The following is a 13,132-nucleotide window of genomic DNA, read 5'->3' as shown; positions in this document are numbered from 1 at the left end:
CGGCCCGAGAGTCTTTCGGGCCGAGCCGACAACACCGGATTTTCACGTCGAACTCTGGGTAAAGTGACAGGCACGTCTCAGCGCCTTCTCAGCAGCGCAAGGCAGCATTGTCGGCAGAACAGTTGTGACTGCCCGTCCGGTGGTCACCGTAGACGAAAGCGAGCCGATGACCGAGGACCGTAACGTCGGGCCGACCCGGCCCGAGCAGCCCAACAGCGAGCCCACCACCCAAGCGCAGCCGACAGCACCTCAGGCGCAGCCTCCCGTGCCGCCGCAGCAGCCTCAGGGGCAGGCGCCTCAGCAGCCGTACCAGCCGACCGAATCCTTTGCCCGACCCACTGAAGGCCGACCCACCGAAGGCCGGCCCACCGAAGCCTTCGGGCAGGCGCCGCAGCAGCCCACGCAGGCTTTCGGCCACCCGCACGGTGCCCATGAGGCCGCGTACCAGCAGAGCGCCCCGTACGGCGCACCCAACCCTGGTGGCCCCGGCGGCCCGAACGGTCCGGGCGGCCACAATCAGATCCCCGCACCGCTACAGGGGCCGAACTCCGGTTCGACCACCACAAAGCCGAAGTCGGGACGCATGGCGCTGGTTGCCGGTGCTCTGGCGCTGGTTCTGGTCAGTGGTGGTGTCGGTGGCGTGGTCGGTGCCGTCGTCGCGGACCGCAACGGTGGAACCGCGACGGTCACCAACTCTCTGAACGCCCCGAAGCCCACTGCGACCAACACGTCCAATGCTCCCGCCGGCTCGGTTCAGGCCGTTGCCTCGAAGGTGGTGCCGAGCGTCGTGCAGATCGAGGTGGCCACCGCGCAGGGACAGGGCGGTGAGGGTTCCGGTGTCATCCTGTCCTCCGACGGTCTGATCCTGACCAACAACCACGTTGCCGGTGCTCAGGGAGCGCAACTTCGCGTCGCGTTCTCCGACGGAACCAAGGCCTCGGCCACCCTTGTCGGTGCCGATCCCGTCTCGGACATCGCCGTCATCAAGGTCGACGGCCGCAACGACCTCACCCCCATCGATTTCGGGAACTCCGGCGACGTTCAGGTCGGACAGCAGGTTGTGGCCGTCGGGTCCCCGCTCGGCCTTGCCGGCACGGTCACCGAAGGCATCATCTCCGCACTCGATCGCCCGGTGTCCACGAGCGGCGAGTCCGGCAACCAGAACACCGTCATCGACGCTCTGCAGACCGACGCAGCGATCAACCCCGGCAACTCCGGCGGCGCCCTCGTCAACATGGACGGCCAGCTGATCGGCATCAACACGGCGATCGCCTCGCTCGGAGCGTCGTCGGGTACCCAGGGCGGTTCCATCGGCCTCGGTTTCGCCATCCCGATCGATCAGGCACGCCGCGTCGCCGACGAACTGATCAAGACCGGCAAGGCGACTCAAGCCATGATCGGCGTGACCGTACCGTCGCAGGACAACGCCGACGGCGCAACCGTCATGGATGTCACTGCTGACGGGCCGGCCGCCAAGGCCGGTATCCCGAAGGGTGCAGTCATCACCAAGGTCGACGATCGTGTTGTCGCAGATGGTGATTCGCTGATCGCGGCAGTGCGTTCACATGCTCCCGGCGACAAGGTCTCGATCACGTACAGCGACGGCGGGCAGACCAAGACCGTCGACGTCACGTTGGGAACCGCGGCAGCGCAGGGCGGCCGATGATGTTCGGCGATCAGCAGACGATCGACCCGATCTTCGGCCAGATCGCAACGGCGTCGGGATCGGACACTACGGTAGGTGTCATGGAACTCGAAGCCACATCGGCCGGCCGCGCTCTGGTCGTCATCGTCGACGATCGCACAGCCCACGGCGACAACACCGACTCCATCGGTCCACTGGTTACGGAACTGCTGAACGAAGCGGGTTTTCTCGTCGATGCGACGGTCGCCGTCGCCGCCGACGAAGTGGAGATCCGCAACGCTCTCAACACCGCAGTCATCGGTGGCGTCGACCTCGTGATCTCGGTCGGCGGTACCGGGGTATCCCCGCGTGACGTCACTCCCGACGTGACCGCAGAGGTTCTCGATCGCGAGATCCCGGGAATTGCCGAAGCACTTCGCGCTTCCGGTCTGTCGGCCGGATCGCTCGAAGCAGGCTTGTCCCGCGGCCTCGTCGGGGTTTCGGGAAGCACCGTGGTCGCCAATCTGGCGTCGACCAGGCCGGCAATTCGCGACGGCATGGCAACCCTGACGGCTTTGGCGAGTCACGTCATCGCCGAGCTGTCCAGCCTCGAGGGCTGAGTCAGCTTGTCGGAGCAACCAGATACCCCGAAGAAGCCGCCAGTCGACAAGAAGCGCCTGGCGCACATCTTCGGGGACGTCTTTCCCGAGACGACGTCGGACGAGCGGGGTCCTGAAGGTTCCTCGCGATCCTCGGACGACGACTGGCTGCGCAGTCAGCGGCCCCCGCACCACGGCGGTTGAGAAGTAGATCAGGCCCTCGGACAAATGTCCGAGGGCCTGATTTGTTCTGTGAGCGCTGCCTATTCGAGCGTCTTGGCGTGAGCTCCTGTGTCGGCGCCACCGGCGTTGGCGGAGAGGATGTCGCGGATCTGGATGAGCAGATCGGTTTCGCTGGCTTCCTTGTCCTCGGGCTCGGAGACGAACTTCTTCTTCGCCGCATTCGCGGGAACGATCAGCACGAAGTAGACGACCGCCGCGATGATGATGAAGTTGATGATCGCGGTGACCACAGCGCCGATATTCACGAAGGTTTCCGGATTGCCGGAGATGATCTCGCGGCCCCAGCCCAACTCGTTTGAACCGCCGATTGCGGCGATGAGCGGATTGATGATGTTGCTGGTGAATGCCGTGACGATGGCGGTGAAGGCTGCGCCGACGACGACTGCGACGGCCAGGTCGAGCACGTTTCCGCGAAGCAGGAAATCCTTGAATCCCTTGAGCATGTCGGTGTCCCCTCGAGTCTCCGATGGCAAGTGCCAGATGGTCCGTTGATACCGAACCGACTGGAAAAATCCTAGAGGAGCTTCGGACGCTTTGTGCGGTCAGCGGAATGTCACGGTGATCGCATTGGACAGGGATGCCGCGGCAACGACGTTGGCTGCCGGTGTCGGCAGAGCCAGCAGAATCACCTGTTCCTGCTGGTTACGTGTACTTTCCGACGTGGTGACCAGAGCGACTACTGCTCCCGCCGCAAGAATCTGCGGGGCCTTGTCGGCAATTGATTCGTTGGGTGTGTCGGGGCGGGATGTGTCAGTGCGGGATGTGTCAGGGCCGACGGTCAGGACGTCGACGACATCCCCGCTGCGCAACATGTCCGCGACGGCTGCATCGGCCAATCGAACGGGGACGATACGGGCGTCGTCGGTTCCTACCGACAACCCGGCCAGCCGTGGGCTGAGAACGCGCACGTCGGTGACGGTTTCTCCGGAGCGAATCGGGCCGGCAACGGTTCTCCCGACTACCAGGTCGGTATCGGAGACAACTCCTTCGGGAAGTTGTTTCGAGTCGATCTCTCGGATCTCGACATCCGAATCCGCGATCACCTGTCCGGGAGTGAGATCGCGACTCGAGACAACTACGGCGACCGTATCGGTCGCGGGATCGCCTCGGAAGAAGAGAACGACGCCGAGTGCGGCCAGGGCAACGGCTGCGATCTTGCGGACTGTCGCCGTGCGGAACCGAGTGCCGCGCGTCAGTTCGACGACGCGATCGAAGGTGCTCGGGGTGAGATCGAGCTGGGCGCGCAGTGGATCGGAGCGCCTCGGCGAGCGAGAACGTGCTGACGGCATTCATGCACGTTAAGGCCGGAAGCGGTGCTTCCGGCCCTAACGATGTGAAACTGTGGACAACCCGGAGGTTGTGGAAATCAGCTTGCGGCAGCCTTCGCGGGCGCCGGCGTGCTGGTCGACGAACTCGATGTCGAAGAGGAGTCCGACTTGGACTCGGACTTCGCAGCGGGTGCCGAATCACTCTTGGCGGGCTCGCTCGCAGTCCCGGAGCCGCCGCGGCTGTCGGTGCGGTAGAAGCCGCTGCCCTTGAACACGATGCCAACAGAGTTGAACAGCTTGCGGAGCTTGCCTGAGCAAGCTGGGCAGACCGTCAGCGAATCTTCGCTGAAGGACTGGACGATGTCGAAACGGTTGTCACATTCCGTACATGCGTATGAGTAGGTGGGCACCGGGCTTCCTCCGCACTGTGATGTTCGAGCAGCCGCGTATTTACACCGCAGCCTTTAGCACTCTACAAGTGACAGTGCCAACAGCGCTAATCAGGGATCTATTCCCGCAGATCAATCGCCTTGGAGCCGCGTGAGACCGCCGCTCGGCGTCAATGCCCATCCCATCGGAATGTCGTGGTCGTCGGCAGGCAAGGTCTCGACGAGTTCGGAGTCTCTGACAATTGCCACGAGCCGAGTCTGCGGTCCGACCGACCCGAGCGTCCGGTCGTAGAAGCCTGCGCCGCGGCCGAGGCGTGTTCCACGAAGATCCACCGCGAGAGCAGGGACCAGCATGCATTCCACGTCGGACAGGGTTTCCGGTGGTAGGACGGGTCCGACGGGCTCCCGAATGCCGTACTTCGCGGGGCACAAACCGTCGGCACCGCTGTATTGAACCCAGGACAACGGTCCGGGTTCTCCGGTGATCGGAAGTAGTACACGCTGCGCGATCTCGGCAACGGCGTCGAGCAAGTCGGTGGATCCTGGTTCGGTGCGGGTGGGGACGTACGCACAGACGGTTGAGCCGTCGACAATCACTGAACGTATGTGCGTGATCAACGCCGCAGTTTCCGTATTTCGAGTGTGCTCGGAGACTGCATCACGTGCTGCGAGTGCGATTTGTCGCCATTGTGCTTTTGTCTGAGGTGTCACCCCGCAACGATATTCGTCGTGCTGACCGAGCGGTAACAAGCGGCGGCTAAGGTGTTGGCATGACAGACGTTGTCGCTAGCAGCACGAGGGCCTTCCGTACGGCCGTGGTTCCCGCAGCCGGACTTGGTACGCGTTTCCTGCCTGCCACCAAGACGGTTCCGAAAGAATTGCTGCCGGTCGTGGACACACCGGGTATCGAACTGGTGGCGGGTGAAGCTGCGGACTCGGGAGCCGAGCGGCTCGTCATCGTGACGTCCCCGGGCAAAGACGGAGTGGTTGCGCACTTCGTCGAGGATCTCGTGCTCGAAAGCAAGCTGGAAGCGAGCGGAAAACTTGCTGCCCTGGCAAAGGTGCGCAAAGCGCCGGGTTTGCTCGAAGTCGATTCCGTGATTCAGGAGCAGCCCCTCGGCCTCGGGCACGCAGTCGGTTGCGTCGAGTCGGTTCTCGACGACGACGAAGATGCCATCGCGGTCCTTCTGCCCGATGATCTCGTACTCCCGCGTGGCGTCCTGGAGATCATGGCGCGAGTTCGGGCCAAGCGCGGCGGATCCGTTCTCTGTGCAATCGACGTTCCCAAGGACGCAGTGAGCGCTTACGGCGTCTTCGACGTCGAGATCGTTCCCGACGCGGTCAATCCCGACGTCCTCAAGGTCGTCGGCATGGTCGAGAAGCCGGCTGTGGAAGACGCGCCGTCGACCTTTGCCGCTGCGGGTCGCTATCTGCTCGATCGTGCGATCTTCGACGCACTTCGCCGCATCAAGCCGGGAGCCGGCGGTGAGTTGCAACTCACCGACGCCATCGCTCTCCTGATTTCCGAGGGTCATCCGGTTCACGTGGTCGTGCACCGCGGAACGCGTCATGACCTGGGCAACCCCGGCGGGTACCTCCGCGCTTCGGTTGACCTGGCACTCGACAGCGACGATTACGGTCCGTCCTTGCGTAAGTGGCTCGCGGATCGGCTCGACCGCTGAGCGTGTCGCCACGGTGGTTGATCGCCCGATAACGCAGTATCAATGTGCTTGTCCCTTTTCGAAGGCAAGGCATCATGAGCTGACGGATATCACCGAATTTCCAGACACAGGAGGACGCGGACCAGATGCGGTCGGTTGAGGAGCAGCAGACCAGGGTTACCGCTGCTGCAGTGGCACCCCGTCCGGTTCGGGTCGCCATCTCGGAGGCGCAGGGACTGCTGTGTGCCGAGGAAGTGGTGACCGAACGCCCATTGCCGGGATTCGATCAAGCTGCCATCGACGGTTACGCGGTTCGCAGTGTCGATGTCGCCGGCGCTGGAGCCGACCTCCGCGGCGAGGACGGCGAGCCTACGGACCTCAGCTTGCCGGTGGTCGGCGAGGTGACGGCGGGCTCACGCCAACCGATCCGGTTGCAACCGCGTCAGGCCGTGCGAGTCGACACGGGCGCGCCGTTGCCCACGCTGGCCGACGCAGTTCTTCCGCTCGAGAACACCGACGGTGGTCGCGCTCGCGTCAGGATCTTCGAGCCGGTGCGTTCGGGCGATTACGTTCGCCGTGCAGGCGACGACGTCCAGCCGGGCGACGTGGCCGTTCGGGCAGGCACCATCATCGGAGCCGCGCAGGTCGGTTTGCTTGCCGCGGTCGGTCGCGACAAAGTGCTCGTCCATCCGCGTCCGCGTCTCTCCGTCATCAGCGTCGGTGGAGAACTTGTCGACGTGGATCGCACGCCGGGGCCTGGTCAGGTCTACGACGTCAATTCGTATGCCCTCGCCGCCGCAGCGCGCGATGCCGGCGCCGACGTCAACCGTGTGGGAATCGCAGGCAACGACTCGCGCCGTCTTCGCGAAGTAGTCGAGGGACAGCTGATTCGCTCGGAAATCGTTGTCATCGCCGGTGCCGTGGGCGGCGGAGCGTCCGACGAGGTTCGTGAGGCGCTTGCCGACCTGGGGACACTCGAGGTGGAGCGCGTTGCCATGCATCCGGGATCAGTGCAGGGCTTCGGCAAGCTGGGACGAGACGAGGTTCCGACCTTTCTCCTACCGTCCAACCCGGTCAGCGCACTGGTGGTATTCGAAGTCATGGTTCGCCCGCTGATCAGAATCGCGCTCGGACGCCGCCAACCGATGCGGCGAGTAGTGAAGGCGCGCACGGTGGGAACGATCACGTCGATTGCCGATCGCAAGGGTTTCCTGCGTGGTCAGCTGATGCGTGACGAAGCGACGGGGGAGTACCTGGTGCAGGCACTCGGGGGTGCGCCCGGTGCGTCCTCACATCTCCTCGCGACCTTGGCGGAAGCCAATTGCTTGGTTCTTGTCGATCGAGACGTCACCGAAGTGCACATCGGTGAAGAAGTCGACGTAGCTTTTCTCGCCCAACGTGGGTAACGCCGACCCGAGTGGGGTGTGATGTCAGTCCATCCAGGATGGCCGGAAGATCTCGGCCCACTGCGAGTGCCCGCGGGAGTGGTGACCGTCCGCCCCGTGAAGCTCCGTGACGCTGCTGTGTGGAGTCGCCTCCGCATTCGCGATCGCGAGCACCTGGAGCCGTGGGAGCCCACCGGAGAGTCGCCCTGGGATGCTCGCCACCACATCACTGTCTGGCCGTCCCTGTGCGGGAATCTTCGCTCCGAGGCGCGCAAGGGCCGGATCCTTCCCTTGGTGATCGAACTCGACGGGAAGTACTGCGGGCAGGTCACCATCGGAAATGTCGTGCGCGGCGCTCTGCGGTCCGCCTGGGTGGGCTATTGGGTCGCCTCGCACGTCACCGGTGGGGGCGTAGCCACAGCGGCCGTGGCGCTCACACTCGATCACGCATTCTCGAAGGTCGGTCTGCATCGAGTGGAGGCGACCGTTCGGCCGGAGAACGCATCGAGTCGCGCAGTCCTACGAAATGTTGGGTTCCGGGAGGAAGGTCTTCTCAAGCGCTATCTCGATGTCGACGGCCAATGGCGTGATCATCTTCTGGTCGGAATGACCATCGAGGAAGTACCCACCACCGTCGTCGACAGATTGGTGCGGTCCGGACGCGCTTCGTGGGTGTGACCAATACGGCGCCACGAGCGTGAGAAACGCGAGCTAAACGACAGTTACCGCTGAGTAGTCCTACTTTCGGCCGGAAAAATGTGGTTTTTGATTCAACCAGAACTTGAGACTTTTGGGACTGAACCGGAAGTTCAGTTCGGTACGCGTGTGACACATGAGTATGGTGGGGTTCGGCGCGTCGGCAACGATGCGAGGGCGTCGGCCGTTAACCTTGACTCGTCAACGGCTGGCATAGGTGCTGGTAGGTGATCGGGAGGAGGCCGCGGCATGCCTAGCTCATTCGTGTGGATCGGGCTGGTGGCCGTGTGGCTGTTCGTCCTGGTGCCGATGCTTGTCAACAAGCGCCCCAGGATCCGGCAGACGAGTGACGCGGCGCTCGCGACTCGAGTACTCCACCGCGGCGACAGCAACCCTGTTCAGCGCGGGCCGGCAGCAGGACATCGAAGCGATCCGAACTGGCAACCAGAACCAGTGCGCAGCAGCTACGACGCGGAGGACCAGATGGACACTCACGCAGAAGACGACTACACCGGCGGTCGTGCACCGGTCGGAGAATTTGTTCCCGTTCGGCGCGGCCGAGGCGGATTCGACCCCGAGGCGGATGCCATCGCCCGGGAGGCGCGGTACGCATTCCGTCAGCGGACATTGCTGGGCCTGGCATTCGTCGCGATTCTCTCGGGCGCTCTCGCATTGATCATCTCGCCGATGGTGTGGTGGTTGTTTGTGCTGACCGTGTGCGGCCTCGGTGGGTACATGGCGTACCTACGTCGGCAGGTTCGGATCGAGCAGGAGATTCGCCGCCGTCGTACCGAACGCCTCAATCGATCGCGACTCGGAGTCGAATCGCACACCGACGAAGAGTTGCGCCTGATTCCGGCGCGACTGCGCCGACCAGGAGCGGTTGTCCTCGAGGTCGACGACGAAGATCCGGCGTTCGATCACCTGGATCACTACGAAGAAGAGATCAGGCACACCGAGATGCGTCGCGCGTCCGGTCAGTGACCTATCTCGGTCGATCTTCTGGGCAGATCTTGTCGGGCCGAAAGTTCGTGTCGGGTGATTCCAACGGGAGTATTCGTTCCTGTTAGAGTTGCCGAGCACCGCTGAGGCGGTGGCACGGGGCTGTGGCGCAGTTGGTAGCGCGCTTCGTTCGCATCGAAGAGGTCAGGGGTTCGATTCCCCTCAGCTCCACCAAGAAGTACCAGCAAAAAGGGTCTTTCAACGAAAGTTGAACGGCCCTTTCCTGCATTTTCAGAGCCTGCCCGAATTGTGAAGATTTAGCTCGAGTGTGCGCCGTTTCATACGATTGCGACCGCTGATCCGGACCGTTGAGCTTCCAAGTGAGGGATGATCCTTGGGCGGATACATGTTTGCCGGAAATGTAACGAGGGTGTGTCCGGTGCGATAGGCACGATGAGTCTGCCGCAGTTTTCCGCAGGTCGGACGTATGTGTCGGGGAGGAATGTCGATGAGCCAGCCACGACGGCTAGCGATGATGCTTGTTGCTGTGATGTGCCTGATGGGTATCGGCGTCCTTGCCGTATCGGTCTTCCCTGCCATCGTCGCCGCCCAACCTGGCGGCAACAGTGGCGGTGGAAACAATGGCAACGGAAACGGCAACTACGGCAACAACGGCGGCAATAACAACGGCAACAACGGCAACAACGGCAACAACGGCAACAACGGCAACAACGGCAACAACGGCAACAACGGCAACAACGGCAACAACGGCAACAACGGTGGCGGTAACAACGGCAACGGCAACGGCAACTACGGCTGGCATTGCCACCATCACAACTGCGGTACAACGGTAATTCCGACGCCGACCACGACTGAGCCGACCACGACGACTGAAACCACGACGACGACTGAGCCCACGACGACGACTGAGCCCACGACGACTGAGCCCACGACGACGACTGAGCCCACGACGACTGAGCCCACGACGACGACTGAGCCCACGACGACGACTGAGCCCACGACGACGACTGAGCCCACGACGACTGAGCCCACGACGACTGAGCCGACCACGACGACTGAGCCGACCACGACGACTGAGCCGACCACGACGACTGAGCCCACGACGACTGAGGCCTCGACCAACCCTTCGGCGTCGCAACGTCCGAGCAGCAGCGCTTCCCCTGCGACCAACGCAACTTCGCAGACTGAGAGTTCATCTAGCGAAGCAGCCTCCGAGACGACGCAGTCCCCTTCCGAGTCGCAGTCGAGTTCCGAGCCATCCTCGGAGGCCGCGGTTCCGCCGGTTGGACCGTCTGATCCGCAGGGGCCGTCAGCGGGCGGCGGAGCACCTGCACCCTCTGCCGGTGGACCGGCGAACGCTGCGCCGGGCGCAGTCGCAGCACCGTCCGCGCCCGAGGTTCTGGCCGCACCGGCACCCGTAGCTCCCCAGGTACCGTCGAACGCTCCGAACGTCGCGAGTCCCAGTGAGAACCCGCAGGCATTCCCGACGGCGTTCACTCAAGGCCTTCCACCGATTCTCAACGCTGCCGCCGTCGCCGGCGGTGTGGGCGGAATGGCAGTCGTAGCGGCCGGTGCGGGAGCAATGACTTTCCGCGGAGCATCGTTGCAGAAGGCACGTTTGGCTGCCGCACGTGCCGAATTCCTGGCACCCGGATCACAGGGAGGTGCGTGAGTCGTGCCGGACAGACGTTCACATCGCCGCGTTCTGGCCGCGGTGGATGCCGTATGTGACGCAGCAGCGTCGTCGGAGGCTGTGTCACTGCTTACGGTGGTGCAGACAGTCGCCCGAGAGCGTGGGCGCCCGATCGAGATCGATCTGGAAACCCCGCTCGCCACCGGAGTGTGCGGTCAGCGCCGGGCCTACGACGACCACGACGTCATCGTTTTGGCTCCCGGACTACCCAATGTCGAGCGGACTCTGGCACATGAGTTGGGGCACATAGTGTTTCGGCACGAGGGTGCCGAGATCGCCGAGGCGACGCTCGAGGTCAGTGACGATTTGATCGCCTACATGTTGAGTCAACGTTCTCTGCGGCGCAACGAACCCGTGCCGATGGATGACATCGCGGAGTGGGAAGCCGAGACGTTCGCGTCGATGTTGATCATGCGTCTGCGAACGATGAGTGGCCGTGGGACACCGCTGTCGGTGTTGCGGTACGACGAGGCGATCGGATGATCTTTTGGGCTGTGGCCCTTCTCGTCTGGGTTGCAGCCGGCGCGAGACTGGGTCGAGTTGTCGCGCGCACCGCGACGCCGTTGCGAATGTCGATGGTCTTCGCCGGCTTCTCGGTCGCATTGTCGTCGACGGTCATGGTGCCTGCGGTGTGGGACATCGTCGATCGAATTGCGCCGGAGCAACATGCCGCAGCGATGATCGTCATCGTCTTGTGGACCGCGTTGTCCGCGGCCAGCGCAGTCGGCGCTGTGTCTGCCTGGCCGGTGATGTCGCGTCCAGCCATGCGCGGCCTCGCCACGGTGCTGTACTCGGTGGGGCTGCTGGTGGCGATCGCGGTTCTTTTCGGATACCCAGCGCCGGCTCTGATCTTTATCATCGTCGCTCTGTCCCTTGTCATTTCGACGGGGCTACGGCACGTTGCCTGGGCGCCGTTGGGGCGCGGAATCGCATTGATCGTGACAGGTTCGTCGGTCTTGCTTGTCGTGGTCGTCGTGATGCTGGTCGAATCGATCGGTGGCACCAGCGCACTCGAATCGGATATCTGGACGGGCGCAGGGGTGTGGTTCATCGCTGCCTCGAGTGTTCTGATAGCGCTCGGCATCACGTGGGTGCTTCTCGAGACCTGGTTACGTGCCCGACGAGATCTGTACCGGCTGCGGCGGATGCACGCGCTTCTCGTCAAGCGATTCCCCGAGGTTGTCGACGCGGACAGTGCCGGAAGTACGTCAGTACTCCGGGCATCGGACATGATCGCCCAGATCATGGATGCGATGTACATACAGTCCGGCGCCGGGATGTTCGACGTCGGTGGTCAGGAACCACCCCGGGCAGTTACCGCCCATGCAGGAATACTTGCGGGGTGGATCGCGGATCCATTGGCCTCGGATGTGTTGGACACCAGATGGATTGCGCCACCTGAGAAGATGTCGGCGCGCCGATGGGTGTTGTTGTTGGCGAAGGAACTCGATGAAACGACAAAAGTAGGTCGACGTTCGTAGTCGACCTACTCCATGTCAATTCAGTGCTTCAGCACATTTGCATCAGCGTGACGCGTCGGGCGGAACCTCTGGCAAACCCTCACTCGCGCGGAGCTTTTCAGCCATCGTGGTGAGCAGATTCTGCGATTCTTCCGACAGGTCGAATGCGCGGCTCGAGAGGCGGCGAAGGCCGTAACCTTGGAGCTGCGAGAGCAGTTCGAGGTCGTGATCGATCTTGGCAGCGTAGATGTCGTTGAAGAAGTAGTCGGGCTTCACCTTGAAGAACCGGGCGAACGCAGCGACTGTCTCGTCCGAGGGGTTGGTGCGCTGTCCCGAGCGGAGCTGCGAGATGTACGGCTTGGAGATCTGATGGCCGTCTTCGATGAGCGCTGCCGCAACCTCGGCGTTGGTGTGGGGTTTGCGCCCCGGAGGATGAACACTGTCGAACAGTTTGTTCAATCGTTCTGCAAAGTCAGCCATTGTGAACCGCCCCGTAATCCTCTCTAGCTAGCAATTGTCCGTTCAGTGAATCCTACGGTATCACGCGGATAACCGATCGGTAGCTCACCGTAGTCTGTTTAGTGGACCAGTTGTCAAATGTGTCCGAGATTCGATTCGTTCGGCCATTGAGTGCTCAGCTATGTCTCAGCGCACATTGAGTATCGGCCGCACGAAGATTGTGCAGCTACGGTCGCGCTATTCGAACCTTCCATTACTTGGTTAATGTGCCCAGTATCAAACCTTTTACCCGTTTTGGCGATATTAGCTAAGCGTTAGCCTGGTTTTTCATATGTGTTCCGAAAGGAAAACCGCAGTTCAGTGACGGTGTGGAGTGATGCGGTTGCAATTATGGCGACTGTTCGCGATGTTGCTCGAATCACTTCGGGGTTGAACCTTGAACGGTTTGCCGGAATGCAATCTGAGCTAGCTAAACCCCCTGCGTAGGTGCAGAATTGTGATATGAAACACACGATGAGCGATGACGAACTGCGCCGCGCGATCCGTGAAATCCAGGATCGAGCCCACGACGCACGCAAGCGTGGGGACGATGTAGCGGCGGAAGAACTCGACCGTACGGTCAGGGGCTATCAAGAGCAGATGGCTCAGCGTCTGTAGCTGTCGGTGGGTTCGGCGGCTGCCGCCGAGGTCGT

At 62.6% G+C, this 13,132-nt stretch carries 17 protein-coding genes and 1 tRNA gene; 11 read left to right on the top strand and 7 right to left on the bottom strand.

Annotation, left to right across the window (positions count from 1 at the left end; genetic code table 11):
- Positions 1 to 166 precede the first annotated feature (166 nt).
- The 3 genes from GJB56_RS14470 to GJB56_RS31405 all read left to right on the top strand — a co-directional run bounded on the left by GJB56_RS14470 (position 167) and on the right by GJB56_RS31405 (position 2,427).
- On the top strand, positions 167 to 1,666 hold the full coding sequence (locus GJB56_RS14470; protein ID WP_230091199.1) for a S1C family serine protease: 1,500 nt from the start codon (positions 167 to 169) through the stop codon (positions 1,664 to 1,666).
- Positions 1,667 to 1,746: 80 nt separating this feature from the next.
- Positions 1,747 to 2,244 carry a MogA/MoaB family molybdenum cofactor biosynthesis protein gene (locus GJB56_RS14465; protein WP_176720912.1) on the top strand — a complete coding sequence of 166 codons (498 nt, stop codon included), beginning with the start codon at positions 1,747 to 1,749 and terminating at the stop codon, positions 2,242 to 2,244.
- A gap of 6 nt (positions 2,245 to 2,250) precedes the next feature.
- Positions 2,251 to 2,427: a hypothetical protein gene (locus GJB56_RS31405; RefSeq protein WP_020908628.1), complete on the top strand. Its 177-nt coding sequence runs from the start codon at positions 2,251 to 2,253 to the stop codon at positions 2,425 to 2,427.
- A gap of 59 nt (positions 2,428 to 2,486) precedes the next feature.
- Here the strand turns inward: GJB56_RS31405 and mscL are convergent, their stop codons facing one another.
- From mscL to GJB56_RS14445, 4 genes are all read right to left on the bottom strand, one after another.
- A complete protein-coding gene (gene mscL / locus GJB56_RS14460) occupies positions 2,487 to 2,909 on the bottom strand; it encodes a large conductance mechanosensitive channel protein MscL (protein ID WP_019744728.1) in 423 nt (140 codons plus the stop codon).
- Positions 2,910 to 3,008: 99 nt separating this feature from the next.
- Positions 3,009 to 3,755 carry an SAF domain-containing protein gene (locus GJB56_RS14455; RefSeq protein WP_181447528.1) on the bottom strand — a complete coding sequence of 249 codons (747 nt, stop codon included), beginning with the start codon at positions 3,753 to 3,755 and terminating at the stop codon, positions 3,009 to 3,011.
- A 77-nt stretch (positions 3,756 to 3,832) separates the two neighbouring features.
- Positions 3,833 to 4,144 carry an FmdB family zinc ribbon protein gene (locus GJB56_RS14450; RefSeq protein WP_003946378.1) on the bottom strand — a complete coding sequence of 104 codons (312 nt, stop codon included), beginning with the start codon at positions 4,142 to 4,144 and terminating at the stop codon, positions 3,833 to 3,835.
- A 111-nt stretch (positions 4,145 to 4,255) separates the two neighbouring features.
- Complete coding sequence (locus tag GJB56_RS14445) at positions 4,256 to 4,834, bottom strand: 5-formyltetrahydrofolate cyclo-ligase (RefSeq protein ID WP_113683223.1); 579 nt, start codon at positions 4,832 to 4,834, stop codon at positions 4,256 to 4,258.
- Between the two features lie 59 nt (positions 4,835 to 4,893).
- Here GJB56_RS14445 and GJB56_RS14440 point away from each other — a divergent pair, with 59 nt between their 5' ends.
- The 5 genes from GJB56_RS14440 to GJB56_RS14420 all read left to right on the top strand — a co-directional run bounded on the left by GJB56_RS14440 (position 4,894) and on the right by GJB56_RS14420 (position 9,041).
- Positions 4,894 to 5,805, top strand: a complete 912-nt coding sequence (locus GJB56_RS14440; RefSeq protein ID WP_019744725.1) for a UTP--glucose-1-phosphate uridylyltransferase — start codon at positions 4,894 to 4,896, stop codon at positions 5,803 to 5,805.
- A gap of 125 nt (positions 5,806 to 5,930) precedes the next feature.
- A complete protein-coding gene (glp, locus tag GJB56_RS14435; RefSeq protein WP_003946353.1) occupies positions 5,931 to 7,190 on the top strand; it encodes a molybdotransferase-like divisome protein Glp in 1,260 nt (419 codons plus the stop codon).
- A 21-nt stretch (positions 7,191 to 7,211) separates the two neighbouring features.
- Positions 7,212 to 7,847, top strand: coding sequence for a GNAT family N-acetyltransferase (locus GJB56_RS14430; protein WP_007727523.1), 636 nt, complete (start codon positions 7,212 to 7,214; stop codon positions 7,845 to 7,847).
- 267 nt (positions 7,848 to 8,114) lie between these two features.
- Positions 8,115 to 8,849, top strand: coding sequence for a divisome protein SepX/GlpR (gene sepX, locus GJB56_RS14425; protein WP_019744722.1), 735 nt, complete (start codon positions 8,115 to 8,117; stop codon positions 8,847 to 8,849).
- Positions 8,850 to 8,965: 116 nt separating this feature from the next.
- Positions 8,966 to 9,041, top strand: a tRNA-Ala gene (locus GJB56_RS14420).
- Positions 9,042 to 9,333: 292 nt separating this feature from the next.
- On the opposite strand, the gene GJB56_RS14415 is transcribed toward GJB56_RS14420, so the two are convergent.
- Positions 9,334 to 9,639, bottom strand: a complete 306-nt coding sequence (locus GJB56_RS14415) for a hypothetical protein (RefSeq protein ID WP_195849608.1) — start codon at positions 9,637 to 9,639, stop codon at positions 9,334 to 9,336.
- A complete protein-coding gene (locus GJB56_RS14410; RefSeq protein WP_154606688.1) occupies positions 9,639 to 10,325 on the bottom strand; it encodes a hypothetical protein in 687 nt (228 codons plus the stop codon). Before GJB56_RS14410 ends, GJB56_RS14415 begins: the two co-directional genes overlap by 1 nt.
- 178 nt (positions 10,326 to 10,503) lie before the next feature.
- Between GJB56_RS14410 and GJB56_RS14405 the strand changes: the two genes are divergently transcribed.
- Positions 10,504 to 11,004, top strand: coding sequence for an ImmA/IrrE family metallo-endopeptidase (locus GJB56_RS14405; protein WP_003946241.1), 501 nt, complete (start codon positions 10,504 to 10,506; stop codon positions 11,002 to 11,004).
- Complete coding sequence (locus GJB56_RS14400) at positions 11,001 to 12,002, top strand: hypothetical protein (protein WP_060939738.1); 1,002 nt, start codon at positions 11,001 to 11,003, stop codon at positions 12,000 to 12,002. The genes GJB56_RS14405 and GJB56_RS14400 overlap by 4 nt, the downstream gene beginning before the upstream one ends.
- Positions 12,003 to 12,044: 42 nt before the next feature.
- Here the strand turns inward: GJB56_RS14400 and GJB56_RS14395 are convergent, their stop codons facing one another.
- A complete protein-coding gene (locus GJB56_RS14395; protein WP_003946231.1) occupies positions 12,045 to 12,461 on the bottom strand; it encodes a helix-turn-helix domain-containing protein in 417 nt (138 codons plus the stop codon).
- A 492-nt stretch (positions 12,462 to 12,953) separates the two neighbouring features.
- Here GJB56_RS14395 and GJB56_RS31400 point away from each other — a divergent pair, with 492 nt between their 5' ends.
- Positions 12,954 to 13,097 (top strand): hypothetical protein, encoded by a 144-nt coding sequence (locus GJB56_RS31400; protein ID WP_162267916.1) that lies wholly within the window; start codon positions 12,954 to 12,956, stop codon positions 13,095 to 13,097.
- The last annotated feature ends 35 nt before the right edge of the window (positions 13,098 to 13,132 follow it).

The organism is Rhodococcus sp. AQ5-07 (assembly GCF_009707305.1).
In the GTDB taxonomy this organism is placed as follows: Bacteria; Actinomycetota; Actinomycetes; order Mycobacteriales; family Mycobacteriaceae; genus Rhodococcus_F; species Rhodococcus_F erythropolis.
This window is presented reverse-complemented; position numbering and strand designations above follow the sequence as displayed.

Excerpts from the sequence above, each read along its gene's own strand:
- GJB56_RS14395 (WP_003946231.1), bottom strand. The coding sequence starts at position 12,461 with ATGGCTGACTTTGCAGAACGATTGAACAAACTGTTCGACAGTGTTCAT.
- sepX (WP_019744722.1), top strand. The coding sequence starts at position 8,115 with ATGCCTAGCTCATTCGTGTGGATCGGGCTGGTGGCCGTGTGGCTGTTC.
- GJB56_RS14470 (WP_230091199.1), top strand. The coding sequence starts at position 167 with ATGACCGAGGACCGTAACGTCGGGCCGACCCGGCCCGAGCAGCCCAAC.
- GJB56_RS14440 (WP_019744725.1), top strand. The coding sequence starts at position 4,894 with ATGACAGACGTTGTCGCTAGCAGCACGAGGGCCTTCCGTACGGCCGTG.
- GJB56_RS14455 (WP_181447528.1), bottom strand. The coding sequence starts at position 3,755 with ATGCCGTCAGCACGTTCTCGCTCGCCGAGGCGCTCCGATCCACTGCGC.
- glp (WP_003946353.1), top strand. The coding sequence starts at position 5,931 with ATGCGGTCGGTTGAGGAGCAGCAGACCAGGGTTACCGCTGCTGCAGTG.
- GJB56_RS14400 (WP_060939738.1), top strand. The coding sequence starts at position 11,001 with ATGATCTTTTGGGCTGTGGCCCTTCTCGTCTGGGTTGCAGCCGGCGCG.
- GJB56_RS14415 (WP_195849608.1), bottom strand. The coding sequence starts at position 9,639 with ATGGTGGCAATGCCAGCCGTAGTTGCCGTTGCCGTTGCCGTTGTTACC.
- mscL (WP_019744728.1), bottom strand. The coding sequence starts at position 2,909 with ATGCTCAAGGGATTCAAGGATTTCCTGCTTCGCGGAAACGTGCTCGAC.
- GJB56_RS14430 (WP_007727523.1), top strand. The coding sequence starts at position 7,212 with ATGTCAGTCCATCCAGGATGGCCGGAAGATCTCGGCCCACTGCGAGTG.
- GJB56_RS31400 (WP_162267916.1), top strand. The coding sequence starts at position 12,954 with ATGAGCGATGACGAACTGCGCCGCGCGATCCGTGAAATCCAGGATCGA.
- GJB56_RS14465 (WP_176720912.1), top strand. The coding sequence starts at position 1,747 with ATGGAACTCGAAGCCACATCGGCCGGCCGCGCTCTGGTCGTCATCGTC.